The following is a 25140-nucleotide window of genomic DNA, read 5'->3' as shown; positions in this document are numbered from 1 at the left end:
GTGAAAACTTTGGCGTTAGTGCGTCTGTCTAAGCTGAGCCTAAGGTTACTGCGCTCTGATAGGCACAGAACGGAGAAGATGAATCGCGTGAAAGGACGCACTCCGCAAATGGCCTATGAGACTGATTCGAACGTTATGCCTCGTCATTCTTGCTGCCTGCACATGTGCTGCTGCCCATGCGCAGATTGACCGCACTGAATTGAATGGAAGCATCACGGACTCAACCGGCGCTACGATTCCTGGCGTGCAGGTCACGGTAACTCAGGAAGGAACGAACGCCGTACGGACGGTTATGACCGACACTCATGGAGAATTTGTCGCTTCTTCCTTGCCGGTCGGACGATTCGATCTCTTGTTCTCAAAAGCTTCGTTTGAAGATCTCCGCGTCTCGGGTATTGATCTCCACGCCGGGGATGTACGCACTGTCAACGGTCGCATGAGCGTGGGCTCTGTCAATCAGACAGTCTCCGTTGAGGGAGAGATGGGAGGGGCGCAACTCGACAAGAACGACGCGACTTTTGGCGGGACGATCCAGACGGTTCAGGTGCAGGAATTGCCGTTGAATGGCCGAAACATCGCAACGCTCGAACTTCTCGCCCCTGGTGCGATTGACAATGGAACCGGACAACAGTCTTCTATCCGCTTTTCTGGGCAGGGAATCGACGACGGAAACTTCCGGCTGGACGGCGTGGATGCGAGCGGCATCTATCGAATGGCTCTGAAATCCGGCCTCCGTCTGCAATACTCGACAGAAGCAGTGGCGGAATTCAAAGTTGACTCGGGTGCCTATACAGCGGACACGGGCGGCTCGGCCGGTGGGCAGGTCAGTTTGATTTCAAAGACCGGGACAAACAGTCTTCACGGAAGCGTCTTCGACTATCTTCGGAATAGCTACTTCGACGCGCTGTCGCCGATCAAAGCTAAGGTACACCCGCAATTTCACCTCAATCAGTTCGGCGCAAACCTGGGCGGTCCGATCCGCCGTGATCGCACCTTTTTCTTTGTGAACTACGAGGGTTTCCGCCAGCAGCTGGGCGGAGTTCCGCAGATCGGCTTCGTTCCCAGCCCGGCATTTCGCGCGGAGGTTATTGCAGCGCAGCCGGCACTGGCGCCAATCGTGAATGCATTCCCGCAAGGCCAGGCGCCATCCGCGACGGACCCAAACGCGTATACGTTCACGGGCCTGGTGCCAAGCCCGGACAATGAAAACTCGGGCATCGTTCGTATCGATCACCAGCTCACGGAAAAGGACACCAGCTTCGCCCGGTACAACATCGACGACGGAACCTCCACTAGCGCTCTGAACGCTCTTGGGCAGCCAAGCACGATCGGCTCAAGGGTGCAGAATTTTGTTCTCGAAGAGTCCCACATCTTTAATCCGCATCTGTTGAACGAGGCCGAATTCGGCTTCAATCGCAACACATATCTGCAGTCGCAGGTGACTGGCGAGCCATTCAACTTTGCCATCAGTGGATTTACCGAGGTCCTGGAGAACTATAACAAGGCACAAATTGCGGAGAGCTTCTCCGTCAACGACACAGTCACCTGGACCATCGGAAAGCATACCGTCAAAGCCGGCGCCGACATCCGTTTACCACAGTACAACGAGGCCAACTCGATCGACGGCACCGCGAGCTTTCTGAGTGAAGCGGCGTTCCTCGCAAACCAGCTGAATACGTTTCAGACAACCGCCGCGCTTCCCGACAAGGGCCTGCGCAAAGAGCAGGTTGCCGGCTACATACAGGACGAGTGGAAAGCCACGCCTGATCTCACAGTCAATTACGGCATGCGATATAACTACTTCTCGCCGTTCCACGAACAGCATAACAACGAAGATCCTTTTGATATTGCCAGCTGCGGTGGTTATTGCGGCATCGGAACGGAATTCTACTTCAATAACTATCTCGGATTCGACCCGCGGGTTGGAATCGCCTATTCCCCCCGGGCGCTTAACGGCAAGACCGTTTTTCGCGCCGGCTTCGGCGAATTCCACGGGGAGGACCAGCTCGGCGACGAAGACAGCCCTGTTGTGAACACCGAACCATCCGTGACGCTGACAAGCGGTAAGCAGTCGAATGGGACGACGGTTCAATACTCTTATCCCGTACCGCCAGCACTGACACCATCGACCGGCTTGGCGTTGACGCCTCGTTCGATGGCTCGCAACCATCCGGACTCGTATACGGAGGAGTGGACCGGTTCGGTTCAGCAGGCGCTGCCTGGCAACACAGTTCTGACCGTGACTTACCTCGGTGTGAAGGGCACGCATTTATTTCGCCGTTCGTATACAAACCTGATCGATCCAGCGACTGGACTGCGGCCGTTGCCGCAGTATCCCAGCGAAATCGATACGAAGTACAACGAAGGGAAGTCCATCTTTCACGCAGTGCAGGTCAATGTAAATCGCCGCTTCCACAACGGATTGTTCTTTGCTGGCAACTACATGCTTTCCCATGCGATCGACGACGGTTCCGTGGGGGCCGGTGAGGGTGATTCCGCGCAGAATGTGAACTGCTTCAGCTGCGAATGGGGAAGCAGCGATGACGACGTGCGCAACACCGGGAATGTGAGCGCCGTTTACGATCTTCCCTTTGGGCACGGTCGGCGGTATTTTTCAACAGGGCGCACTGCCGATCTTCTGGCTGGCGGATGGTCTGTCAATACGCTGCTTGCAGCGCGGGCCGGACTCCCCATCAACGTGACGCTCAGCCGCAGTGCCAGCGCGTTGTCCGATGGCAACAATGTCAACGAGCGTCCAAGCCGCGTTCCCGGAGTTCCGATTTACCTGCCGGGGCGTGGCATTGACAGGTGGCTGAATCCGGCCGCCTTTTCAGTGCCGGCGAACGGAACCTGGGGAAATGCTGCGAAGAACATTGCAACCGGTCCGCCGCTCTGGCAAGACGACTCAACCATAGAGAAGACCTTTCGCATGACGGAACGTAACAGTATGATCTTCCGCGCTGAGGCATTCAATGTATTCAATCGCGCGCAATATGGACAGCCTGGCAGCAGTCTCAACGTTGGGTCTGCGGGGCAGATCGTACCGACGAGCAGCTTTGGCGTGATTACCGCAACCGTGAACCCATCTGGACTAGTTGGCACAGGAACTCCGCGAGAGTTTGAATTTTCGCTTCGGCTCACTTACTAGGCTAAGAGAAAAACCCGTTGCTCAACCGTACCCTGCAAACGTGCCTGTTGCTGTAGGTTTCAATGGCGACAGGCCATGCGCAAACCGTCCAATGGCTCACATCTTCCTGAATGGACGCAACGGAACCACACACAGATCGACAACTCCCCGACAAAGGACTAATCGAATGAAACGGAAACTCCTGTACACTGTCACACTTTTCGCGGCGGGCGTGATCGCGCTCGCTCCCATTGGAGCAACGGCTGCATCGACTGCGGAGAAGCTTCCTCCGGTAACGCTCATCAAGACGACATATCTACCTGACATCGTGGGCGACTTCGATCATTTTGCAGTCGACATGAAGCGCAATCATCTTTTTGTCTCCGCCGAGGTGCATCACTCGGTTGAAATGTTTGATCTGAAGACCGGCGAGCATCTGCAAAGCATCGGCGGCCTGAAGACTCCTCATTCTCTCGCTTTTGACGCTGCCAAGGACGAGTTGCTTGTCGCGGACGGCGGAGATTCGGCGTTGATTATTCTGGATCCGACGGACTTCCATCGCATTGACCGCGTTCAGTTGATTGATGGATCGGCGACAGGTAAGGGCGATTCGCCGGACGCGGCCTATTACGATGAGAAGACTCGTCTGTACTACATCGGAAACGGCGGCATTTCAGCCAAACTCGACAACTCAACGATCTCTATCTTCTCGCTGCAGGAAGGCAAGATCATCGGCGAGATCTCGATCCCCGGCAACAACGTCGAGAGCATGGTCGTCGATGATGTTCAAAATCGCCTGTACGTGAACATTCGCGACAAGAAGGAGATCGGAGTCGTCGATCTCAAGACGAAGCAGGTTATCGATACATGGACGACGCCGGACATGAGCAGAAACACGGCGCTCACCATGGATCCGATCACGGGGCGTTTATTTGTCGCAGGGCGTAATCCGGGGATTCTGTATGTCTTCGATGTTCGGACTGGCAAGGTTGTCAGCCAGATGTCCTGTGTCAACGTGAACGACGATATGACCTGGGATCCGGCGATGAAGCGGCTGTACGTCTCGGGTTCGCAGGGTTTGAGCATCTTCCGCCAGGATTCTCCGGACAAGTACACCGAGCTTCTGAACATGCCTACGAACGGCGGCAAGACCTCCACTTACGTTCCTTCGGTAAATCAGCTCTATGTGATCCATCCGAAGACCGATATCGACATCGCGGGCTTGCTCGTATACCGTGTCAACCGGTAATTGCGAAAGGAAAATACTATGAAGCAGGCTGTACCAATGATTCTCGCAAGTTTGTTTGCAGCAGGCGCCATCTCAGCGTCTGCCGCGCAGACTGATCCGTCGGCGGCTGCGACAACTCCGGCGAAGATTCATATTGATGCGCCCTTCGCAAAGCAGTTGATTGTGAAAGAGAAGGCGATGCATCCAGAGATCCAAAAGCTGGGCCTGCATGCCGTGCCTCCCGGTCAGACTCAAAGCGCTATTGTGGCAAACAACCTGCCCGAAAAGATCGGGAAGCTTTCATCGCCCAACGACCTCAAACTCGTGTCCTCGGGAAATCCCGTGGCGGTTCGTATTGAAAGCGGCCGCTTCTTTGACACTTTCATGCCCTTGCACGATCAAACTGGACGCATCATCGGTTTCCTGATCATGGAGGTACCGTTTACGACGGCGACCACTGAAGATGGGGCTATCCAGACGGGGGGCGTCATTCGCGATGAAGTACAACGGCGAGTGCCAACTCTTGAAACCCTATTTGGACCCGAGACAAGTAACTAACACCATCCTGCAGCGCAGCCTCCTTCGCAACATCGGGAGGCTGCCGGCTATTGCCCCATTTCTTATAGAGCCGTAAGTGTTGGAGTCACTGCTGGGCGTGAAGCAGGCCTCGCATTTTATCGAGACAGTCTTTACGATAGGTAGACCGGAAACACCAGATTGTTTCGTCTGCTGCTCCGGAATCATCCGAAATAAATCAGGAGAATACAAGTGTTAAAGCTATCGTCGATCCTTGCAGCAACTTGTCTGCTTACGGCTTGCGCTGCAATGTGCGAAAGCCCAGCTTCTCCAACCGGTCCGCTCGCGCCGATTACAAAGTATGAAATGCCCGCTTCCGTTCAGGGTAAGTTTGATCATCTTGCGATCGACATGGCTGGAAACCGTCTTTTCGCTGCCGCTGAGACAGCGCACCAGGTTTTGATCTTCGATTTGCGCACCGGCAAGTTCCTCCGTTCCATCAATAACATAGAGATTCCCCACGCGATTTTCGTCAGAGCCGATCTGAGTCGTATCTACGTTACTGATGGCGGATCGGGAGCGTTGAAGGTCTATGACGGCAGGACCTACGAATTGCTCAAGAGCATTCCGCTAAAAGTGGATGCGGACTCGATTGGATACGATCCGGCAACGCATCTCCTCTATATCGACAACGGCGGAGGCGATGCACACGAGACCTTCTCGATGTTGAGTGTTGTTGATACGACAAGCAGCACCAAGGTTGCAGACATCAAAATCGATGGCGACACGCTGGAAGCCACGGCAATGGAAAAGGGAACTGACCGTATGTACGTGAACAACGCGGCAAAGAACCAGGTCACGGTCATCGATCGGAGGAATCGTAGCGTGGCCGCAAGCTGGCCAGTTACGATGGGCAAGCGAAACGTGGCGATGGCTTTGGACGAAGCGCATCATCGGCTGTTCGTTGCCTGCCGAAGCGGAGAGATTGTGGTGCTCGATACGCAAACGGGGAAAGAGCTGCAGAGGCTTGCCATTGGCAAAGGTGTGGATGACTTGATTTTTGATTCCGAGAGCAGACGGCTTTATGCCCCATGCGGGACTGATGGCGCGACCTGGGTGTACGAGGAGCAGGATGCCGATCACTACAGTCTGCTGGGACAGGTTGCATCCGGACCGGGAGGCAAGAACAGTCTGCTTGCGAAGCAACTCGGGCGCTATTTCGTGATATTGCCGCCTGCTAATTCAAAGCCGGGCGCCATTGCTGTTTTTGCGATTCAAAAGAGCAATTGAAGCGAGGTGATGGGCGGCCAGTTCAGGCGCCCATCACTTCGTTTGCCAGCGGGAAGAGCAGCATCATCGAAAGTCACTTATTGAGAGTCATTGCTGTTTCGTTGCTTCGGCCACGATGCAGCAGATTGCTGCGCGTTATCTCTCGTGAGGAAGTGTCCAGCGGATGCCGCCCGCATACGTGGGGTGGTAATACTCGCGCTGCACGACATATTGAGGGCTTCCGTTGTAGAAGCCGAAGACCTCATTATTCAGGTTGAGGCCGTAAGCGTAGACCTGAAATCCGAGGGGAAGGCTGTAACTTGCCTGGGTGTCGAACTGGAAGTGGGCGTAAAGATAGTTGTCGCCAGCAGGGCCGGCTGTGTTGCCCACCTGCGGATTGGGAACGGTCTGCTGCACGCCGTTTACGATGATCGGATTTCCATTTGCGTCGGTTGCATAGGACAGGTTTTCGTACTGATATGCATAGATCATTTTGTCCTGGTAGGTCATGCCGACACGCATTGAGAACTTGCGGGTGTCATAGGTTGGGCTGATGCTCCAACTGTTGGGCGCTTGGCGGAGCAAGGCTGGGCTGTCGGTCCGAAGCGGGTCGACGTGCATGGCCTTGGAATTGGTGTAGCTGTAGTTTGCGGAGATGCCAGCCCCGCCCAGAAGTCCCGGGAAGTAGGAAAGCCGCTGCTGAAATCCAAACTCGACGCCCTGTACGTGTGCACTGCCGGCGTTGAGAGGCTGATCCACCAAGGTCAGGATGCCCGGGTTATAGACAGAGGAACTGGTCAGCGTCTGCTGCGTTACGATGGGATTGGAAAGGTCCTTGTAGAAGTATCCGGCCTGGATGAGGCCTAGGGGACTGAGAAAGCGCTCATAGAGAACATCGTAGTTATTGGCGAATTCGGCCTTCAAATTCGGGTTTCCTACGCTAACGCTCTCCGGAGTCTGCGATTTCACGATCTGGCCTATGGCCGCGGTTACGTCCTGAGGGTCGGGACGCGCGAGGCCCCTGCCGTAGACGAGCCGAAGATCAGAGTCCTTGTCGATGGCAAATCGAAGCGACGCGCTTGGCAACGCATTCAGATAGTCTCCACCTGCCTTGAAGGTTAATGCGCCGGTTGTGTTGTCAAAGCTCAGGGTGTTGAGATGCGTGGCTTCAAAGCGAAGACCGGCCACAAGCCGGAAACGGCTGGCAAGCTCGAAGGTGTTCATTAAGTAGCCGGCTGTCACACGCTCCACTAGGTCGTAGTTATTGCTGTTGACGCCAGGGCCGCCATTGAGGATAAAGCCCCCCGTCGTTAGCGCGAAGACCTTGATCTTGGCGTAGTCAGTGACGGCGGGATACTTGCCGTAAGTGCCGCTGTAGTAATCGGGATCATTAAAATCGCTGTTCCACTCCGGATGTGCCGAGACGGGAGTGGAAAAGCCGGTAGAGTCAGGAGCAAGGTAGGCCTCGTTGTACGTGTCATCGAATTTGTGACCGTTGCGGACTTTGGCTCCGAATTCGAAGGTGCCGAAGTGATGACCAACGTGGTAGAGGCGCGAATAAGAGCCCGAAGCCTGCAGATTCAACTGCACGCTCTGGCCAAATGTCGGTGGATCATACTCGACCAGTCCGTAGTTGTTCTTGTCGAAGGCGTTTGCGGTACCGGCGCCGAAGCAACTGGCGCTCCATCCGGGCCGGTACACGCTCTTGGCGGCAGATTCATCGTTGGCGCAGTTGTAGGCAGTGCCGTCGTTGTTGGCACCCAACCAGACGTAGTTTGCGCCGCCGCTGCCACTCAGAGAGCGAGAGCGGGAAACTGAGGCATTCCAATGGATCGTGTTTGCGTTAAAAATTTGGTTTCCTTGCAGGGACAGGCTGCCAATGGCCATATTGGGGCGCCGCCAATCCTGGCTGTAGACGGGATCGGAACTACCTTGAGGATTGGTGGGATCGAATTTGCTCGCATCGGTCAGCGTAAAGACCCATTTGTTGCCCCAGTTGCGGAAGGTGGAAAAGAGGAAGCGGGCAGAGATGTTGGAACCTTCATGAAATTTGTAGTCGGCGCTTCCGGTTGCTCCCCAGCGGGTGCGGTTATAGATGTAGTCGCGGAAGTCCACGCTGTCGTAATGGGGCGTCAGGCTGCTGGAGGTTGGCACCGGCTCGATGTCATTGATGCCGCGGCCGTTGTAGTCATACGTGCCGCCCACGAGGACGCCTAGTTTCTTGTCTGCAAGAAAGCGACGTCCCATCGTGCCTCCAGCCTGTTCGACAGTGCGTCCGCCGATGATGGGTGTGTGTCCCGCCAATCCATACAAAATCAGCGTTGGAGAGTCGCTGGCAGTCTTGGTGACCAGATTAACCGAACCGCCGATGCCATCCGCGTCGATATTGGCCTGGAGAGTCTTGTTGATTTCGACGGATTCAACCAGGTCGGAGGCGATTGTGTCGAGCTTGATCTGGCGGACGCCGGTTTCTGGCGAGGGGATTGTGACTCCATCGACCATCGTGTTGCTCAAACGAGGTTCTGTGCCGCGAATCTGCACGTATTTACCCTCGCCTTCGTCGCGTTCGATAGTGACGGAGGGCATCCGGGCCAGCGCATCCGCAATATTGGCGTTGGGCAGGGAAGTAATCACTTCAGCCGGGAGCACCTGGAGGATATTTTCTGCCGCGCGTGTCTCGTTAATGGCCTCAGCTTCGCCGAAGGGGCGCTCGTCTGTGACGATCACCTCATCGCTGCGAGATGCCACCTTGAGTGTTGCATCGGCATGCGCAGTCTGGCCTGCGGCAATCGTCACGCTGCCGGAGTACCCGGTAAAACCAATATAGGAAATCGTGAAACTATAAGTGCCAGGAGCTACATCGGTCAGGGTGAAATCGCCTTGTGGATCTGAGACGATGGGGCGAACCTGAGGCACAAATTCTATCTTGGCGCCGGGCAGAGCCGCTGCCTGACTGTCCTGGACATGACCGGTAATGACGCCCTTACCGGTTTGGCCGTAACAGATGCTTGCCATGACTATCGCAATTAGAGAGCTTATGAGAGAAATACGCGGCATTGTTCCTCCTTGTAAATTACGAACATTCGCCGTACTCGAATCAACATCATCGGATGGCTGCGTGCTCGACTCTATGCCGCGTTGTTAAAGGCCGGTTAACAATTCGGTGAAAAAGTCCTAAGGTTGGGGGCGACTGTACTCAAGGTCACAAAAGTGTGTTGTCATGGAACTCACGGACTTGCATTCGCAGAATCCCTCACTTTTTCCTGCTAGATAGGAGAAATTCGTATGCGGATACTCGTTATGGAAGATGAGCCACGCATGCTGGAGTTGTTGCGCCGGGGCCTCCAGGAGCACGATTGCACTGTAATGACGGCGATGGACGGCGAGACTGGCCTGGAGATCGCTTCGGCTTGTGAGTTCGACGCAATTTTGCTGGACGTCGGCCTGCCGAAGCGCGACGGCTTTGAGGTTGTGCGAGTGCTGCGGGAACGCGCCTGCGGGACCCGTGTTTTGATGCTTACTGCTCGCGATGCCGAAGACGATATCATTCGCGGCTTGAATCTTGGCGCTGACGATTACTTAACCAAACCGTTTTCCTTCGCAGAGTTGGTGGCGCGGCTTCAATCGATTACAAGGCCTCACCGAGATGATCGCAATGGCCGAATTGAAGTCGGCGGTTTAATAATCGATCCTCTGCGACGGACCGTGGCGCGCGACAACGACTGTATAGATCTTTCGCGATCCGAGTTCAGCCTGTTGATATCGCTGGCCAGGTTTGCGGGAATATGTGTTCCCCGCAAGAGCCTGATGGAAAGCGTGTGGGGCTCCGATGCTGAGGTCGGGACCGGCGCTTTGGATGTGCTCGTGAATGCGCTCCGCGGCAAAATCGATGCTCCCTACAAGCGCAAGCTGATCCGAACCGTGCGCGGTGCGGGCTACCTTCTTAATTGCCAGTCGCGAGGCATGGAGGGTGCCCAGTCATGAAGCCTCTCCCGATACGGCTGAAGCTTTCGCTATGGTATTTTGCGATGTTTGCGACTGCTGCGTGCTTGTTAAGTATCGCTAGCTGGTGGATGTTACGAAGCACCGTTGACGCTACGGAATACCATGAGTTGAAGGAGCGAGTGGAGGATGTGCAACTGCTTCTTGCGCACGAAGATCCGACTCGCGGCATGGACGAACTGCGGCAGGAATTTGCAGCCATTTACTCGATCAAAGACGACGGCAAATGGCTGCAGGTGATGGATCAGGATGGCAACTGGATCTTTCGCTCAAAGCGCATGCTTGCCCAGAATCCGGGGCTGCCACTCCCTGATCGCCTCCCCGGCCGAGGACTAATTGAGGAGTTCCATCAGGGCTCTCATCTTGTACGGGTGCTTAGCTATCCCATCGAGATTCGCGGAAGAAAATACTCTGTGCAGACGGGTCTTGCTCTTAACAGGTCCATCGTCTTGTTGACGAAATTCGGCACGGACTTATTTCTATTGACGCCAGCGATGATTATTCTGGCTGCTGTTGGAGGCCACTGGATGAGCAGAAAGGCGTTACAGCCGGTGGCTTTGCTGGCAGCAGAGGCTCGCCGCATAAATGATCGCAATCTCTATACGCGCCTGCCTGTGCCGAGCGCAAACGACGAGATTTCGGACCTATCTCGGACGCTTAACCAGATGCTTGAACGCATCGATACGGCCTTCGCCAGCGTGCGCGCATTTACCGGTAATGCTTCCCACGAGTTGCGCACGCCTATCAGCCTGTTGCGCGCAGAGATCGAAGTTGCGCTGCTGCGGCCAAGGGGCGAGCAAGAATATCACGCAACGCTATTGCGTCTGCTCGAAGAGACGATTCGAATGACTCACCTGGTCGAAAACCTGTTGGCTCTGGCTCGCGCCGATGGCGGAGCTGAGACTGTAGTCATGGTACCCATCTCGGTAGATGCTCTTTTTATGAGGATCGAGGAGACGTGGAGGACAATCATGCAGTTCGGAATGATCGATTTTCGTATTGAGATCGAGGGCAGCGAACTGGCCGTCTTAGGGGATCCGTCCGGAGTTTCAAGGCTCTTGTCCATCCTGCTGGAAAATGCCAGCAAATACACGGCTCCCGGTGGGTCCGTCACATTGAGCGCGACATCCAAGGCGAACGCGATTACACTCTCCGTCCGTGACACCGGTATTGGCATCTCTTGCAGCGATCTACCGAAGATATTCGATCGCTTTTATCGCGGAACCGAAGCAGGTAATTTCGGCTCGCGTGGCTCTGGGTTAGGTTTGGCATTAGGCAAATGGATTGCCGAACGTCACGGAACGCAATTGAATGTAGAGACCGAGCCTGGTCGCGGAAGCCGCTTTTTCTTTTCGCTCATGGCATGCCCGATGCCTTGCACCAATGAGATTGCTAGTGTAGCGCAGCGTTGATCTGAAGGGCCCATCACTTTACCTGGCAGGGCGGCAGAAAATCGTTCGCCTCACGAGCGTTTCGTTCTCGGGTACAAATCGTGCCCTTTCAGATGCGCAAATGTCTGATACGCCGTGTGAAGCGTGAGGGACCATCGATGCAGACCGATTTCTGGAGAGAAGGAGCGATCGTCTGGACGATTTGTCTCAACTAAATGCAACGTTGTTCAACGCGTGACGAAGCCATGCCTTGGCGAGTTTGAGATCGCGATTGATGGTTGCTGTTGATACTTCGAGCGCGGCTGCCGCTTCCTCGCAGTTCAAGCCGCCGAAGTAGGTCAACTCAATGAGCTTTCCTTTGCGGGCGTCCTGTTGCGTCAGCCGGACGAGCGCATCGTCTAGGGCGAGGATGTCCAGGCTCATCGGTTCTTCGAAAAGCGCCACATCCTCAAGGGCCACACGTTCTGCGCCGCTGCCTCGTTTGACTCTGCGGCTGGTGCGGGCATGATCGACGAGAATGCGGCGCATGGTCATGGCGGCGATAGCCATGAAGTGGATGCGATCCTGCCATGAGACCTCGGACGAGAGCAGCTTGAGGTAGGCTTCGTGCACGAGTGCGGTAGAACTGAGCGTGTGCCCGGCGTTTTCCTGGCGCATGTAACGCGATGCGAGGGAATGGAGCTGATCGTAAACGAGAGGCATCAGTTCGTCCATCGCGTGGGAGTCACCGGAGCGCAAGGCGTGGAGAAGACGAGTTACGTGTGCAGTCGGTTCTGCCATATGATCCTTCAGGAAGTGTGAGTGGCTCGCGCAAGCAACTCCTCGGAGTTACGCAGGCTGGGTGAGTCGCGAGGCGATGTCTGGATGCGAATCGCAACGGATTTCTGCAGGAAGATTGCGGCATCACTACGATGGTTTTCCAGAAGCAAGACTTCACCGAGCAGGTCGAGGGTTTTTGCGAGCTGTGGATGGCCAGCGGGAAGCCTGGCCTGCTGGATCGCTAATGCCTGGCGCAAGCGAGCTTCGGCTTCCGTGAACTCTTTGTGCGCTACGAACCACTGGCTCGCCGCCTGGTCGACTCGGACAGTGTCCAAGCCCTTTCCGTCGTCAGTTTTCGCCGCCGCTTGCTGTGCGGAGTTGAGGACTGCCCGAGAGTCCGTCAGTTTGCCGCGCCTGACCAAAACCTCCACGATGGCGCATTCAGTGCTGATGGCTCCTGGGGTATTGAGGCCGCCACGAAGAAGATCGATGGCCAGGGAGTCGCGCAGGAGAGGCTCTGCCTTGGTCAGGTCGCCTTGCATCTGGTAGAGGCGGGCCAATTCATATTTGGCGTGGGCGACTGGGGGGCTTTGCGGGCCAAGTGCGACGCTCTCGATTTGTACGGCGTCGAGATAAAGGTGCTCCGCATCGCTGAAGTGCCCCTCGTCGCGCAACTCATTGCCGAGCTCTATTTCTGTATTCCCGATGGTCATATTCCTGGGATCGAGCGTCCTGTGTTCTACGTCGAGCGCTTCACTGAAGAGTTTTCGGGCTTCCTCGTAATGCCCCGAAGACTGAAGGATCGTCCCGAGCACGCTCAGGTACATGGCGGTGTCTGGAGAGATTTCACCCATGTTTTTACGGGCAAGGGCGACCAAATGCCGGGCTGAGGCTTCGGCGGCTGGGTAGTCGCCTCGCTCCATGAGCATGATGCTGAGGTTGTGAAGCGGCATGGTCTCCAACTCCGCGTTGTGCTGATCGACTAACGGCTCCGCAATTGCAGCCGCCTCTCGGTACAACTCCTCGGCCTCCGCATTTTTTCCTTGACCGGTGACGGCTATACCGAGATAGTTCATCGTCTCGGCTACCTCGATGCTGGATTTGCCGAGGAGAGATTCGCGAATGATCAAAGCTTCCCGGGCCATCGTCTCTGCTTGCTTGAACTCTCCCTTATCGTTGAGCAGATCGGCTACGTCATTGAGCCCCTTGGCGGTTTCCAGGGAATTTTCCCCGTACTGCTTCCTTCGAAGCGCGAGCGAGCGCTGCATGAGATCGAGGGCGCGGTCGATGACACCGAGATTGTCGTAGATATGGCCGAGGGTGGAGTAGAGGCTGGCTTGCACCTCAGGCTCTGAGTCGAGAGTCTTGCCGACTTCCTCGGTGCCGTGATCGAGAAGTTCGCGCGCAGTTGGGTTCCGCCCTTGAGCCGTGTTGGGGTCGGCTCCGCCAAAGACGTCCTCAAGCAATTGCGAGACTCGTTCGGAGCGATGGAGTTGGGTTTCCATCTGCATGCGTTCCCGGTCGAGGCGCTGGGCGAGTAGGGCGATGCCGACGCTGAATCCCAATATGAGAAGGAGGACAACGCTGGCTGCTGCGACAGCAATCTTGTGGCGGCCGACGAATTTTCGGCTGCGATAGGCAAAGGTACCGGCGCGGGCGCGGACGGGGAAGCCACCCAGGTATCGCTCCAGGTCTTCGGCGAGCGATTCTGCCGATGAGTAGCGTCTGGAGGGCTCCTTTTCCAGAGCCTGCAATAGGACTCGATCAAGGTCGGCGTCGAGGTTTGGTTTGGCGGGCAGGGTTTCGCAGATGGCTCGTTCGAGCTCCCCCATGTTGCAGATGGCGGCTTCAAAGGGACGCTTTCCGGTCAACAGAAGGTAGAGCAGAACGCCGAGCTGGTAGACATCGGTAGCGGTTGTGATGGCCTCACCACGTACCTGTTCGGGGCTGGCGTAATCAGGCGTCATCAGACGCATGGCGTCGACAGTCTTGACTCCGTACAGGCCTGAGGTCTCGGGATCGAGTGCCTTGGCAATGCCGAAGTCGAGCAGTTTGGGTTCGCCGCCTTGGGTGACGTGAATATTATCGGGTTTTAGATCGCGATGGACTACCAGGTGCCGATGAGCATAATCGACGGCGCGGGCGACCTGGATGATCAGTTCGATTCTGGCACGCCGGTCGAGCTTTGCCACGGAGCAGTACTCGTCGATGGGCTTCCCTTCGACGAACTCCATGACGACGAACGGCATGCCTTCCGGCGTCGTGCCGCCATCGAGAAGGCGCGCGATGCTGGGATGGTCGAGATTGGCGAGTATCTGCCGTTCGTGCAGAAATCGCTGGTGCAGGTCGCCGGTGAAAACGCCTACGGCGGCTACCTTGATTGCGACTTCTTTCTGGTATTCATCGTCGTCACGAACGGCGCGGTAGACAACACCCATGCCACCCTGGCCAAGGACGCCGGTTATTTTGTAGGGACCCAGGCGTCCGCCGATTGCCGGTAGCGAGGAGTGCAGGGTCGCCGAAGCCGCTGAACCGATGAGTTCTCCGACCTGGGTGTCGCCATCAAAGGAGGAAAGCAGCGAAACCACGCGCAGGCGCAGATCGGGAGCATCGGCGCAGACTTCGTCGAGATACAGGCCGCGGGAGTCCGCGGGCAGGTCGACAGCGCGGTCGAAGATTTCCTGCAAACGCAACCAGTCTTGAGCGGTTAGAAGGGTCGGCATGAGTCTCTCGGCCTTCCGGGTAACAACCTATTGTGGGTAGCTCGCCGAATCAATCGAGGTGAGTTATCTGAAGTGGGGGAAACAGAGATAATCAAGTTATACCCATGTAGAGAGCGCCCGAATGAGATTGAGGCCATAATAGAGCAGTTGCGAGGCGGCGGCAACGGGATTCATGCGATTGCCGGACGCAGAAAGGCCGAGGCGGACCCATTTGGGTCCGCCTCGGCATGCAAGAGTTGCGGGAAAGAGTCTTTAGTCGCGCATGTCTAGCTTCAGGAGCAGTCCGTCGGAGGTGTAGATACCGACTGTGTTAGCGCCGTCGGCAGCAACCGGAACAAAGGAGACTGCGTTGGCGGTCATGGTTGGGGGAAACAGCGCGCCGCGCCAGGAGATTTCTGTTCCAGTTCCGTCCTTTGTGAGGGTGCGGACGGTGAACGGGCTGTCAAAGGTGTTGACGGAATCACACGCCCCGCTTACGTCGAAGTTCAGGCAGTAGGGTGACTTGACGAGGATCGCTGTTGTCTGGTCGGGCAGGACTACGGGCTGAATCAATACGCCGGGATGAGACAACAGAGGGCTCTGATGTTGGGAGTCCGCCACCCAATGCTCGACGCTTCCAAACCAGAGGGTAGGTGTGCCATCGGAACTGACCGAGCCGGTGAGAATTTCCGCCTCGCCAGTAGCTGCATACCGGATCAGGTCAAAGCTGCCGGACGAGGTTGGGAACGTAACCATTTGAGTGAATGAGAAGGACGGAACGCTGATCAGGATCGATCCCTCATCGGACATCTTGCTGGGCGAGAGCGCGAAGAAGTGGAAGCGGGCGTTACCGGGCACAGCGGCGGCCTCATCGGCTACGAGATGTGGCTCTTTGTTCTCGCCGTATACGACGGCCATCCCATGAAGATCAAGTGCGTCCTGCCATAGCTTCGTGAGCGCACCCGTGTTGGTAACCAGATAGTCGACAATTTCATTGCCATTCGAAACCAGCACAAAGCTTTGTCCCTCGAAGGAGTAGGGGACGAGGAAGGTTGGAATCACGGGAAAGAAGCTGCCGGTGGATGCCACGGATGTCGGTCCGTTGCCCGATACGGCGCGAACAGTATAGTTCCCGGTGATGTTGCCTGCGCCGATAAGGAAGGTCGTCGGTCCGGATGCAACCGAGGCGGCGATGGCATCGCCCTTCTCGATCGCCTGTGGAAGGCCGCCTGTGGGGGCCTGAACGAGGCGCTTGTTGAAGAAGAGCCCGAAGTTGACAGTGGACTGGGTGTTATCGAAATCGTCATTCCACTTGGTTGCTTGTACATCCATGAACTTGTCCGTGACATGAATAGCTGCGAAGTCCTGGCCGAAGCCGGGGCCCGGTTCAAAGATGTCATACGGCAGGCGGATGGCGGGAGTCAGGTTGCCATTGACGTAGTCTTGACCTGGGGCAAAGGTGTAGAACTGTTGCTCGTGATGATGGCCGTGGAAGATGCCGATTACGTTGTAGTTCGCCAGCACCGCCCAGATGTTTTGCGCGCCCTGGAGGGCGGCGCTGTCAAGATACCAACTGCTCGACCAGGAATACGGGTCGAATCCGAAATGCTGCGCCAGAATTACTGGGCGGCCATCGCTCGCATACGTGGCGAGATCCTTGCTTAGCCAGTCCATTGCGCCCTGGTCATAGGCGTAGTTGGCATCGGTGGCCTTGCTGGTGTTGGAAGATCCCGCAAAGACTCCAACATTGACGACGTGCAGTCTTCCCCAATCCCACGAATACGAACCGCTGATTGGATCGCTGTTCAGAACATGATGCCAGTCGGAAGTGGGCTGGCCGCTGTTCCACTGACGCACATAGTTCATCATATCGCCGGACTTATCGTAACCGAGGTCGTGATTGCCGAGGCCGGGATAGATCCAATACTTGAGCGGCGCATCTTCGTCCGGATTCTCGAGGCCTTGGATCACCGGGTAGAGTGCGAGTGGATTGTACTTCTTGATGATGTCTCTATCGAACAACTGCTGGAAGATTTCCAATTCTTTGCCGGGAATGCCGTTCGTGTAGTCGATGTCGCAGTTCTCGCTATGCCATGTCCCGTCGTGGACTATGACATTGTCCGAGCCTCCTCCGCAGTCGGTGAGGTCGCCGGCGATGATGAGACCGAGCGGAGTGCCAATGGTCTTGCCGGCGCTGCTCAGATAGGTCGTGTGATTGTTTTGCTGGAAAGAGGCGGCGCTCCACTCGTTGGTGGGAAGGCGATTTAGCTTGCGGACCAGTTGAATTTGATTGCACAGATCTTTTTCCATACTGAAACCACTACCGACGCAAGCATCCTGATGCGATGCGGGAGAACCCGAGGACTTCATCGTTTCGTTTCCGATCAGGAAAATATCGAGCGGATTGCCGTGCTGATTCTGGACATCGTCCAAGATACCCTGGTGATCGTCGTAGCCATCGAAGGAGACATGGACGTCGGCGGTAAAGGTAAATGTGGCGTCGGTGGAGGTTGCATTGGCCGGAGAGGTCTCCTGTGCGTGGGCGTTGCCTGCGATGGTGAAGAGGAAGAGCATTGCGGTGATGGATGCGTATAGACTGCAACGGGTTCGTGCGCCGGGGACTGAGTGAAGGCGCGTGGGGAAAATAGAATGAGTCTGTGTTTTCGAGCCGGATGTTTGCGCTGTGCGGGTCATAAATCCTCCTGAGGGATCGGTGGGCGGATCGCTTCAGGTACCCTGCGTTCCACCGTCAACTATTAAGGCGATGAAACTGGCCACGCTCTATCACCAGGAACAGCGATTGCGCTGACACCCGTGCATCAGGTAGCTTGTGGTCCATCTGTACTGCGGAAGATTCGGATCGCGATTTTTCCGTAATTTTCATTGCCTATACGAGATGTCGGGAAATATCATGTTTTGTTTTTTGTAAACACGGTAGATGTCAGGGAACTGAATTTCTTAGTGCTTACCGTATTTTCAATTACTGAGCTTCCGTGACCTCGTTCCGCGAGGCTTCAAATGGCTCCATTAACGACGCTTTCGGCCATCGGTACTAACCGACATGACTCACTTCATTCAGGTTCGTCGAATCGGTCCACCCCAAAGAGAGGGAATGTACTCGCATGACATTCGACTGGCCTGCGTTTCGACCGCAATCGCACAACTTTAGGGCCGGCTACGCCGATCGGTTCCGTTGAGCCGACTTCCCGATAATAATCTTGTTATCCCCTGTTCGGCTGTCGATCAAGTAGTAGTTTCCGGGTCGCCGGTCATCCACCCCGGACCGCTGATTATAGTTGTTGAGAATCGCTCATTCGCAGAGCTACGTCACTGAGGCGGACCTGTCCTGGGCCCCATTTCGCTAAGCAGCATGACAAGACGGGCGAATGCTTGATCGCGGGCGGTCCTGTTATCAGAGTTGGTATTGGCGAATTCTCCGGCGAGACGCATGAATCCGTGATCCGCACCCTCGTACGTCACGGATTCATAGGATTTTCCGGCCGCTTTCATTGCGTCGGCTGTCGCAGGAACGGTGCCGCTCACTCCCGGATCCTTCCCGCCGTAAAACCCGAATACGGGCGCGGTGATGGTCGTAACGTCCGTTGGGCCGGTGCCATAGAACACGAACACTGCGCTTAGGTCTTTGCGGCGCGTGGCGAACGCGAAGGATTTCCATCCGCCCCATGAAAACCCGACGACAGTAACCTTACCATTGGCACCGGGCAGCTTCTTTCCGTAATCAATCGCGGCATCCAAATCCGCCATCACACCCTCGTCATTGAGGTTCTGGACGGCGCTCACTCGATCGCCCTCACTGGGGAAGTCGCTGAAGCCGCCGCCGTTAGGTCCGTAACCACTGAGAAAGTCGGGCGCGACAACGATGAAGCCTTTATCGGCGAGATCATCTGCCATTTCCCCGGCCCAGTCGCTGAGACCGTAGACTTCGTGGACTAGAACCACAACAGATGCCTTGCTTTGAGCTTTAGTAGGAACGTCGACGAGTGTGTCGATCATGCGGCCGTTGTGCGTGAGAGTGACGTAAGTACGATGGTGCCGCAATTCGAGCCGCCACAAGAAGAATCCGGCAACGGCGATTATCACCGCCGCGCCAGCCAAAACGATTCTCCGACGCTTTCTCTTTTGCGTAATTTGGGGGCGTGCAATATCCATCCTTAGACCCGAGCATTTACCGTACCAAAAGAAAAGATAAAAATATCTTGTAATGAGACTCTTGTTTTACCTGACGAATCGCTCGGGATGACCAATTGTGATTCAGTCTGTTCGATATCGGACAGGCCGAGCGATGATTGCATGAGAAGGTTCTAGAACCTGTGCAATACCTCGATCTCGACAACCCGGTATGTTTAAATCGCAGGACTTTGTCCGAATTCATCATCATCCACAGTCATCCTCGCGATTCAGGCTGACAGCGCCGCCGACCGCTGCAAGACTGCGCCTATCATCAGGCGAACCCGTTCAAAGCGCTGTTGGTTAACATTACTTTGTGCGACTCGGGCTTCTATAATGCGAGAGATGTCTTCCTCAGAAAAGAATCAGCGACCTCTGGAAGCCGGTATTGTTACCGATTTCAGCGATCGGATGAACTATTCAGGCTACCTCTGCCTCGATGGTTTGCTTTCGCAACAACAGCCGCTCTCCCAACCGCCTCACCACGATGAAATGCTGTTTATCATACAGCATCAAGTCTCGGAACTCTGGATCAAGCAACTGCTTCACGAGTTGGAGGCAGCGATCCGTCATGTGCAGCGGGACCAGCTAGATCCCTGCTTCAAGATTCTGTCGCGTGCCAAGCTCATCCAGATGCAGCTCTTTGATATGTGGGCGGTATTAGAAACGCTCACTCCATCTGAATACATGGAATTTCGCGGCGTTCTCGGCCACGCCTCTGGATTTCAGTCCTATCAGTACCGCAAGCTTGAGTTTCTGTTAGGAAACAAAAATCGGGATGCGCTCAAAGTCTTTGCCAATGCACCGGAGATCCATCAGGATTTGCATAAGACGCTTGAATCCCCCAGTTTGTATGACGAATTTCTACGGCATCTTAAACGGCGCGGCCTTGCAGTTCCTCAATCATGCGTCGAGCGCAATTGGTCCGAGCCATATCAGAGAAACGATGAACTGACAGATGTCTTTCGGCAGATCTACGAACATCCACGCAAGCTCTGGGACGCATATGAGATGTGCGAAAAGCTGGTTGATGTGGAAGAGTATTTCCAGCTCTGGCGCTTTCGCCATATGAAGACGGTCGAGCGCATCATTGGCTTCCGGCCTGGCACAGGAGGCTCATCCGGCGTTGGTTTTCTACGCCAGGCACTGGAATTAACTTTCTTTCCCGAACTATTTGCTGTTCGTACAGGTCTGAGACAACGATGAGCCGTAGGGTGGACGAAGCCGTTGCACAACTCGGCCCCGGTCCGCTTACGGAAGAATCTGTACAGCGGCACATTGCACCGTTGTTTTCCCGTGTGTTGGCCAGCGATCGGATCTACCTTGCCAACCACTCTTTAGGACGCCCGCTCGACGCGATGGCAGAGGATGTCCGCGAAGCAACTTCGTTATGGGAAACAAAACTTGGAGATGCATGGGATGCCTGGCTGATGGAACAGGAAGCCTTTCGCGCCCGCATTGCAAAACTCATCCATGTTCCGCGTGCTGATTGCATTGTGCCAAAGACCTCTGCCGGGCAGGGTCTGCGTGCTGTTTTGAATGCGCTGCCCGGAACCCCGCGGGTCTTGAGCACGCTTGGAGAATTCGATTCCATAGACCTGCTGTTGAAACAGTATGCCTCGCTTGGGCGCATCGAAATGCGGTGGGTTGAAGCCGATGCAGAGGGTCTATTCACTGTACCGGGGATCATGCGGCATCTGGGACGGGAGATCGATTTGGTCGTAATTTCTCAGGTTATGTTCATGAATGGACAAACCGTACATCGTCTGGAACAGCTCGCCGACGCGTGCCACAGCGTTGGGGCAAGACTGTTGGTCGATTGCTATCATGCTCTCGGCGTCTTTCCCATTGATGTCGCTGCCATGCGGACTGATTTCGCTATTGGCGGCAGTTATAAATATCTTCGCGGTGGTCCCGGTGCATGTTTTCTCTACCTGTCGCCTGAAATTCTCGCCAGCGGACTGCGCCCACTCGATACAGGTTGGTTCGCGCGTGAAAACACGTTTGATTATGAGCGCCGCGATCCGCCACGCTTGCGTGCAGGTGGCGATGCCTTTCTCGAATCGACGCCTCCGGTTCTTACTTACTATCAAGCGCGCAGTGGGCAGCAATTTACGCTGGCCATGACTGTGGAGCGTTTACGTGGGTATGGACAAAGACAGCTTGGCAAATTGAAGCTTTATCTTGCTGAGGCCGGAATCGATGCAATTGGAGGCGATGCCGACCACGGCGCATTTCTCTCTGTTCGCCATTCGAATGCCAGCAATCTTGCACGAAAAATTGCAGAGGGTAATGTGATCGCTGACGCTCGCGGTGAATGGCTGCGTCTTTGCCCCGATTGCCTCACACAAGACGTTGAGCTGCGAACTGCGGCTTCGGCCTTGCAAAGTGCTCTGGAGCAACTGCATTCCTGAGTTCCGTCAAGCTTGGTAGGACTCCCAGAAAGCGCTCGATCCATCTGGATCTTTGACGGTCAACCGCTCGAAACCCCAGAATTTGCCTCCCCAACTCTCAATTTCAGCCCAGGAGATTCGGCGTCACTCGAGAAGCTTGTGACGGAAGACCAATTTCCATTCGCACACACTAACACGGCAAGAGAACACTCGAATAGTACCGCCAGTCCCGATCAGAAGGTGATTCGTATCCCCAACTCAATACGGCGAGCGGTGTCGGCTGTTACAGGCTGCCCAATCTCTCCGGAGGAGAGGTTGGTGTTTACGGCAGTAACATTGGTAGGTTTGCCTGTTCATTAGCTCCCGTAAATCGCGTCTCCGGAAGCATATATAAGCCTCTCGCCTATTTGGGCGTTTCGCGACCATACGCCAATAATATGAATGTCCCCAGCGTCATGGGCGGAAGGGGATGGGGATCGTCGGCGGTGGACTGGGACTGGGGCTGCGGGCCGAGTTCCGCCGTCACTAAGTAGATGCGATGGGTCTTGAGGTCCAACTCCATCGTCCGCGCTCCGCGCTGAGTCTAGATGTTGGTCACAATGTATATTTCTCCGGCGAGTCTTCGTGAACGATTGACAACGTGCCATCGCCGTTTGAACTGAATGCCTACTGCGTATTCAGTTCAGCGGCTCATCTGATGAAAGAACGAGCCCCGGAAGCTACGGCTCAATGTGAGTTCGGCGCCATTGACCAGCTTGACAAGATAGTCTCCATGAAACAACGGATGCAGCCCGCGAACCGCTGCCTTCTGAACCAATATAGATCGATGAATCCGGACGAACTGCCTCGGATCGAGGCTGTCTTCGAGACTTTGAATGGTCTGCCTTGCAATATGCGAGCCGACGGCGGTATGAATGACCACGTATTTGTTCGCCGCCTCGATCCAGAGGACGTGCTCGACTGGCACGAATACGATGCCATTCTCGTCTTTGATCGACAGCCGGGTAAGCCAGCGCTCCGCCTCTTTTCCCGGAACAGCTTCCCGTGTGCCTATACGCCGGATCGCCCGTTCCAATGAGATCAATAGCCGTTCTTTGTCGAAAGGCTTGCAGAGATAATCGACTGCCTCAATCTCGAATGCCTTTACGGCGTATTCGCTATATCCGGTTACAAAGATGAAGAGCGGAATAGGTGACGATTCAAGCCGCTCAACCATCCCAAATCCATCGAGGTCCGGCATCTGAATGTCCAGAAAAACGATCTCCGGCGAGAGTTCCCGGATTCGCTCGATGCCCTCAGCGCCACTCGATCCCTCTCCAACAACAACGATCTCACTCTCACCGTCAAGCAACTCGCAGAGATAACGGCGCGCATGCAGCTCGTCATCGACGATTAGCGCGCGCATTGGCGGTTGCGGCGCCAATATGTTGTTCTTTAACCCGTTCTCCACAATTGCTATGCCCTCTGGATGAAGCTTATGCGCAACCGATCGTTGGATGATCTGCCGCGCTGACTCTTTGCGCGCTGACGTGAGCCAGGTGCGGAAGCGGCGTGATGCACTCTTGTTTCTCATTACAGGCCTTCTTATATGGAATCAAGAGGTCAATCTCCACCCCACCCTCGGGCCAGTCGATGTACTGAAGGGTGTATTGATTGTTGTAGTGCAATTGGAGGCGATCCAATGTGTTTTGAAGACCCACGCCGAAGGGCGGCGTGCCCAAGGATGGGGAGCGTACAGGACCATCATTGCGAAGCAAAATGTGAAGCTTGCCGCCCTCACGGCATGCGCGGAAGCGAATCTCGCACGAGTGCAGCGTGCGGGCTGCACCGTGTCGAATAGCGTTCTCAAAGAGAGGCTGCAAAAGCAACTGGGGCACTTCAGCAGTAGTCGCTTCCGGTTCGATATCGTAATCGAGAACCAGCCGTTCTCCCAGCCGAAGTTTTTCGATTCCGAGATATAAATCCGCGAATTCCAACTCCTCGGCCAAGCTGCGGACAGAATCGCCGGTATCCCGCAAAGTGAGCCGGAGAAGATCCCCGAGCGCAATCACCATACGACGGGCTGTCGGGGGCTGCTCGACGATGAGGCCGGCGACGGTGTGCAGACTATTGAACAAAAAGTGCGGATGCAGTTGCATGCGAAGCGCGTCAAGGCGTGCGACTGCAAGTTGCCGCTCGAGCTCTGAAGCGCGTGTGCGCTCGGCCTGAAAATCCAGCCAAACTCGCCAACCCTCAAGGGCGAGCACGAGCACGATTCCGATCAGGACGTCTACAGGGAGGAATCTGTTCGATTCTGATTGAAGGAACGAAGGAAACGTTGCTGAGTGATAGGGAAAATATGTGAAGAACAGGATAGCCCATTGAGTGATCATCACCGGCACAGCGAGGGCAGCGACAATCAGCAAGAGTGCCGCAACGTTTCGGATCCTGCGTGGTCCGTCCAGCGGAAATCTGCGTGTGCATCGAGCCAGCAAAGGTAACAAGAGCGTCCACAATGCAAAATGCACGGCGTTCGCATAGAGGGCAAATATGGGAGGCTTATGCCGGTCCAAATCCCCTACCAGCAGAACCGCTGTGAAGAAAAGGGATGTGAGCGCCCATCCTGCCAGCGCAAATCGAATTCGAACGGGATATCGCATAGTCAGACCGCGTCCTGAGTGAAGATTAATACTGACAACCTGCTCCTGGCCACAATTGCCTCCAAACCTAAGTCGCAGAGCTCATCGGCAATGTGCGCACGCGTTTTCCTGTAGCGGCAAAGATCGCGTTGGACACTGCAGGACCAATAGGTGGCACAACGGGTTCACCAATGCCTGACGGTGGCTCCGCCGAATCGACGATATACACTTCGACTTTCGGCATTTCATTCATGCGCAGCACGCGATAGTCGTTGAAATTTGATTGCTCGACGTGACCGTTCTTCAAGGCGATAGCGCCATAGAGAATTGCGCCCAGGCCAAAGCCTACACCACCCTCCACCTGTGCCCGGATCACGTCGGGGTTGATGGGCATACCGCAATCTACCGCGCACACTACGCGATCCACCTTCACATCGCCATCCGAGTCTACAATTACTTCTGCCACATACGCCAAGGAACTATGAAACGAATAATGAACTGCAATGCCACGCCCTTTGCCCGGCTGCAGTGGCGTTCCCCAACCTGCTTTCTCCGCGGCAAGTTGAAGAACCTGCCGATCGCGCGGGAACTTGGCGAAAAGTCCAGGGCGCATCGGAGCTGGAGCAGTCAACTCAAGGATATTCTTCTCTCGCGGGTCTTTTGCAAGCAACGCAAGCCGAAGTTGGTAAGGATCTCGGCCCGCTGCATGAGCAATGTCGTCAAGGAAAATCTCCACAGCAAAGGCCGTGTGGCTGTCTCCGACGGAGCGCCATTTATCCACTGGCACGCCGTGTACCGGAGTATGAAGGTCTACGAGAATATTTGGTATGTCGTAGGGAATATTGCTCGCACCCGCAACGGAGGTGATATCAACCCCGTTGACGATCCAATGAGGATCATTGCCAAGCACGGATTGGCTAACGATCCGATGCTGCCAGGCGATTAAG

18 protein-coding genes are annotated in these 25140 nt (G+C 55.4%); 9 read left to right on the top strand and 9 right to left on the bottom strand.

Going from position 1 to position 25140, the window contains the following annotated elements:
• The first annotated feature begins 115 nt into the window (after window positions 1-115).
• The 4 genes from OHL23_RS24710 to OHL23_RS24695 all read left to right on the top strand — a co-directional run bounded on the left by OHL23_RS24710 (window position 116) and on the right by OHL23_RS24695 (window position 6161).
• Window positions 116-3148 (top strand): TonB-dependent receptor, encoded by a 3033-nt coding sequence (locus tag OHL23_RS24710; RefSeq protein WP_263354700.1) that lies wholly within the window; start codon window positions 116-118, stop codon window positions 3146-3148.
• Between the two features lie 166 nt (window positions 3149-3314).
• Window positions 3315-4376, top strand: a complete 1062-nt coding sequence (locus OHL23_RS24705) for a YncE family protein (protein ID WP_263354699.1) — start codon at window positions 3315-3317, stop codon at window positions 4374-4376.
• A gap of 18 nt (window positions 4377-4394) precedes the next feature.
• Window positions 4395-4913, top strand: a complete 519-nt coding sequence (locus tag OHL23_RS24700) for a hypothetical protein (RefSeq protein ID WP_263354698.1) — start codon at window positions 4395-4397, stop codon at window positions 4911-4913.
• A 210-nt stretch (window positions 4914-5123) separates the two neighbouring features.
• The gene (locus OHL23_RS24695) at window positions 5124-6161 is read left to right on the top strand and encodes a YncE family protein (RefSeq protein WP_263354697.1); all 1038 of its coding nucleotides are present in this window, start codon (window positions 5124-5126) and stop codon (window positions 6159-6161) included.
• A gap of 135 nt (window positions 6162-6296) precedes the next feature.
• On the opposite strand, the gene OHL23_RS24690 is transcribed toward OHL23_RS24695, so the two are convergent.
• Complete coding sequence (locus OHL23_RS24690) at window positions 6297-9197, bottom strand: TonB-dependent receptor (RefSeq protein WP_263354696.1); 2901 nt, start codon at window positions 9195-9197, stop codon at window positions 6297-6299.
• A gap of 228 nt (window positions 9198-9425) precedes the next feature.
• On the opposite strand from OHL23_RS24690, the gene OHL23_RS24685 reads away from it, so the two are divergent.
• Window positions 9426-10124, top strand: a complete 699-nt coding sequence (locus tag OHL23_RS24685) for a response regulator transcription factor (RefSeq protein ID WP_263354695.1) — start codon at window positions 9426-9428, stop codon at window positions 10122-10124.
• Window positions 10121-11554 carry a sensor histidine kinase gene (locus OHL23_RS24680; RefSeq protein WP_263354694.1) on the top strand — a complete coding sequence of 478 codons (1434 nt, stop codon included), beginning with the start codon at window positions 10121-10123 and terminating at the stop codon, window positions 11552-11554. The genes OHL23_RS24685 and OHL23_RS24680 overlap by 4 nt, the downstream gene beginning before the upstream one ends.
• A 186-nt stretch (window positions 11555-11740) precedes the next feature.
• On the opposite strand, the gene OHL23_RS24675 is transcribed toward OHL23_RS24680, so the two are convergent.
• The 4 genes from OHL23_RS24675 to OHL23_RS24660 form a co-directional block, all read right to left on the bottom strand.
• Window positions 11741-12313 (bottom strand): ECF-type sigma factor, encoded by a 573-nt coding sequence (locus OHL23_RS24675; RefSeq protein ID WP_263354693.1) that lies wholly within the window; start codon window positions 12311-12313, stop codon window positions 11741-11743.
• An 8-nt stretch (window positions 12314-12321) separates the two neighbouring features.
• Window positions 12322-15015, bottom strand: a complete 2694-nt coding sequence (locus OHL23_RS24670) for a serine/threonine-protein kinase (RefSeq protein WP_263354692.1) — start codon at window positions 15013-15015, stop codon at window positions 12322-12324.
• A 252-nt stretch (window positions 15016-15267) separates the two neighbouring features.
• On the bottom strand, window positions 15268-17688 hold the full coding sequence (locus OHL23_RS24665) for a metallophosphoesterase (RefSeq protein WP_263354691.1): 2421 nt from the start codon (window positions 17686-17688) through the stop codon (window positions 15268-15270).
• A 633-nt stretch (window positions 17689-18321) separates the two neighbouring features.
• Entirely contained in the window at window positions 18322-19110 is a 789-nt protein-coding gene (locus OHL23_RS24660) for a dienelactone hydrolase family protein (protein WP_263354690.1), read from the bottom strand.
• A 417-nt stretch (window positions 19111-19527) separates the two neighbouring features.
• Here OHL23_RS24660 and OHL23_RS24655 point away from each other — a divergent pair, with 417 nt between their 5' ends.
• Both OHL23_RS24655 and OHL23_RS24650 read left to right on the top strand, forming a co-directional pair.
• Window positions 19528-20388 carry a tryptophan 2,3-dioxygenase gene (locus OHL23_RS24655; protein WP_263354689.1) on the top strand — a complete coding sequence of 287 codons (861 nt, stop codon included), beginning with the start codon at window positions 19528-19530 and terminating at the stop codon, window positions 20386-20388.
• Window positions 20385-21596 carry an aminotransferase class V-fold PLP-dependent enzyme gene (locus tag OHL23_RS24650; RefSeq protein ID WP_263354688.1) on the top strand — a complete coding sequence of 404 codons (1212 nt, stop codon included), beginning with the start codon at window positions 20385-20387 and terminating at the stop codon, window positions 21594-21596. The genes OHL23_RS24655 and OHL23_RS24650 overlap by 4 nt, the downstream gene beginning before the upstream one ends.
• 382 nt (window positions 21597-21978) lie before the next feature.
• Here OHL23_RS24650 and OHL23_RS24645 read toward each other — a convergent pair whose 3' ends face one another.
• The 4 genes from OHL23_RS24645 to OHL23_RS24630 all read right to left on the bottom strand — a co-directional run bounded on the left by OHL23_RS24645 (window position 21979) and on the right by OHL23_RS24630 (window position 24806).
• Window positions 21979-22137 (bottom strand): hypothetical protein, encoded by a 159-nt coding sequence (locus tag OHL23_RS24645; RefSeq protein ID WP_263354687.1) that lies wholly within the window; start codon window positions 22135-22137, stop codon window positions 21979-21981.
• Window positions 22138-22257: 120 nt separating this feature from the next.
• Window positions 22258-22980, bottom strand: a complete 723-nt coding sequence (locus OHL23_RS24640; RefSeq protein ID WP_263354686.1) for a LytR/AlgR family response regulator transcription factor — start codon at window positions 22978-22980, stop codon at window positions 22258-22260.
• A gap of 70 nt (window positions 22981-23050) precedes the next feature.
• Complete coding sequence (locus OHL23_RS24635; protein WP_263354685.1) at window positions 23051-24214, bottom strand: sensor histidine kinase; 1164 nt, start codon at window positions 24212-24214, stop codon at window positions 23051-23053.
• A gap of 67 nt (window positions 24215-24281) precedes the next feature.
• Window positions 24282-24806, bottom strand: coding sequence for a molybdopterin cofactor-binding domain-containing protein (locus tag OHL23_RS24630; RefSeq protein WP_263354802.1), 525 nt, complete (start codon window positions 24804-24806; stop codon window positions 24282-24284).
• Between OHL23_RS24630 and OHL23_RS28595 the strand changes: the two genes are divergently transcribed.
• Window positions 24687-25139, top strand: a complete 453-nt coding sequence (locus tag OHL23_RS28595) for a hypothetical protein (protein ID WP_317891729.1) — start codon at window positions 24687-24689, stop codon at window positions 25137-25139. The two genes, OHL23_RS24630 and OHL23_RS28595, sit on opposite strands and share 120 nt — an antisense overlap.
• Window position 25140: the final 1 nt, after the last annotated feature.

This window comes from Acidicapsa acidisoli, assembly GCF_025685625.1.
Lineage (GTDB): Bacteria > Acidobacteriota > Terriglobia > Terriglobales > Acidobacteriaceae > Acidicapsa > Acidicapsa acidisoli.
Note: the sequence above shows the minus strand (reverse complement) of the source record. Positions and strands in the feature narration are given on the sequence as shown.

Excerpts from the sequence above, each read along its gene's own strand:
- OHL23_RS24710 (WP_263354700.1), top strand. The coding sequence starts at position 116 with ATGAGACTGATTCGAACGTTATGCCTCGTCATTCTTGCTGCCTGCACA.
- OHL23_RS24705 (WP_263354699.1), top strand. The coding sequence starts at position 3,315 with ATGAAACGGAAACTCCTGTACACTGTCACACTTTTCGCGGCGGGCGTG.
- OHL23_RS24700 (WP_263354698.1), top strand. The coding sequence starts at position 4,395 with ATGAAGCAGGCTGTACCAATGATTCTCGCAAGTTTGTTTGCAGCAGGC.
- OHL23_RS24690 (WP_263354696.1), bottom strand. The coding sequence starts at position 9,197 with ATGCCGCGTATTTCTCTCATAAGCTCTCTAATTGCGATAGTCATGGCA.
- OHL23_RS24685 (WP_263354695.1), top strand. The coding sequence starts at position 9,426 with ATGCGGATACTCGTTATGGAAGATGAGCCACGCATGCTGGAGTTGTTG.
- OHL23_RS24680 (WP_263354694.1), top strand. The coding sequence starts at position 10,121 with ATGAAGCCTCTCCCGATACGGCTGAAGCTTTCGCTATGGTATTTTGCG.
- OHL23_RS24675 (WP_263354693.1), bottom strand. The coding sequence starts at position 12,313 with ATGGCAGAACCGACTGCACACGTAACTCGTCTTCTCCACGCCTTGCGC.
- OHL23_RS24670 (WP_263354692.1), bottom strand. The coding sequence starts at position 15,015 with ATGCCGACCCTTCTAACCGCTCAAGACTGGTTGCGTTTGCAGGAAATC.
- OHL23_RS24665 (WP_263354691.1), bottom strand. The coding sequence starts at position 17,688 with ATGACCCGCACAGCGCAAACATCCGGCTCGAAAACACAGACTCATTCT.
- OHL23_RS24655 (WP_263354689.1), top strand. The coding sequence starts at position 19,528 with ATGTCTTCCTCAGAAAAGAATCAGCGACCTCTGGAAGCCGGTATTGTT.
- OHL23_RS24650 (WP_263354688.1), top strand. The coding sequence starts at position 20,385 with ATGAGCCGTAGGGTGGACGAAGCCGTTGCACAACTCGGCCCCGGTCCG.
- OHL23_RS24645 (WP_263354687.1), bottom strand. The coding sequence starts at position 22,137 with ATGGAGTTGGACCTCAAGACCCATCGCATCTACTTAGTGACGGCGGAA.
- OHL23_RS24640 (WP_263354686.1), bottom strand. The coding sequence starts at position 22,980 with ATGCGCGCGCTAATCGTCGATGACGAGCTGCATGCGCGCCGTTATCTC.
- OHL23_RS24635 (WP_263354685.1), bottom strand. The coding sequence starts at position 24,214 with ATGCGATATCCCGTTCGAATTCGATTTGCGCTGGCAGGATGGGCGCTC.
- OHL23_RS28595 (WP_317891729.1), top strand. The coding sequence starts at position 24,687 with ATGAACTGCAATGCCACGCCCTTTGCCCGGCTGCAGTGGCGTTCCCCA.
- OHL23_RS24630 (WP_263354802.1), bottom strand. The coding sequence starts at position 24,806 with ATGCGCCCTGGACTTTTCGCCAAGTTCCCGCGCGATCGGCAGGTTCTT.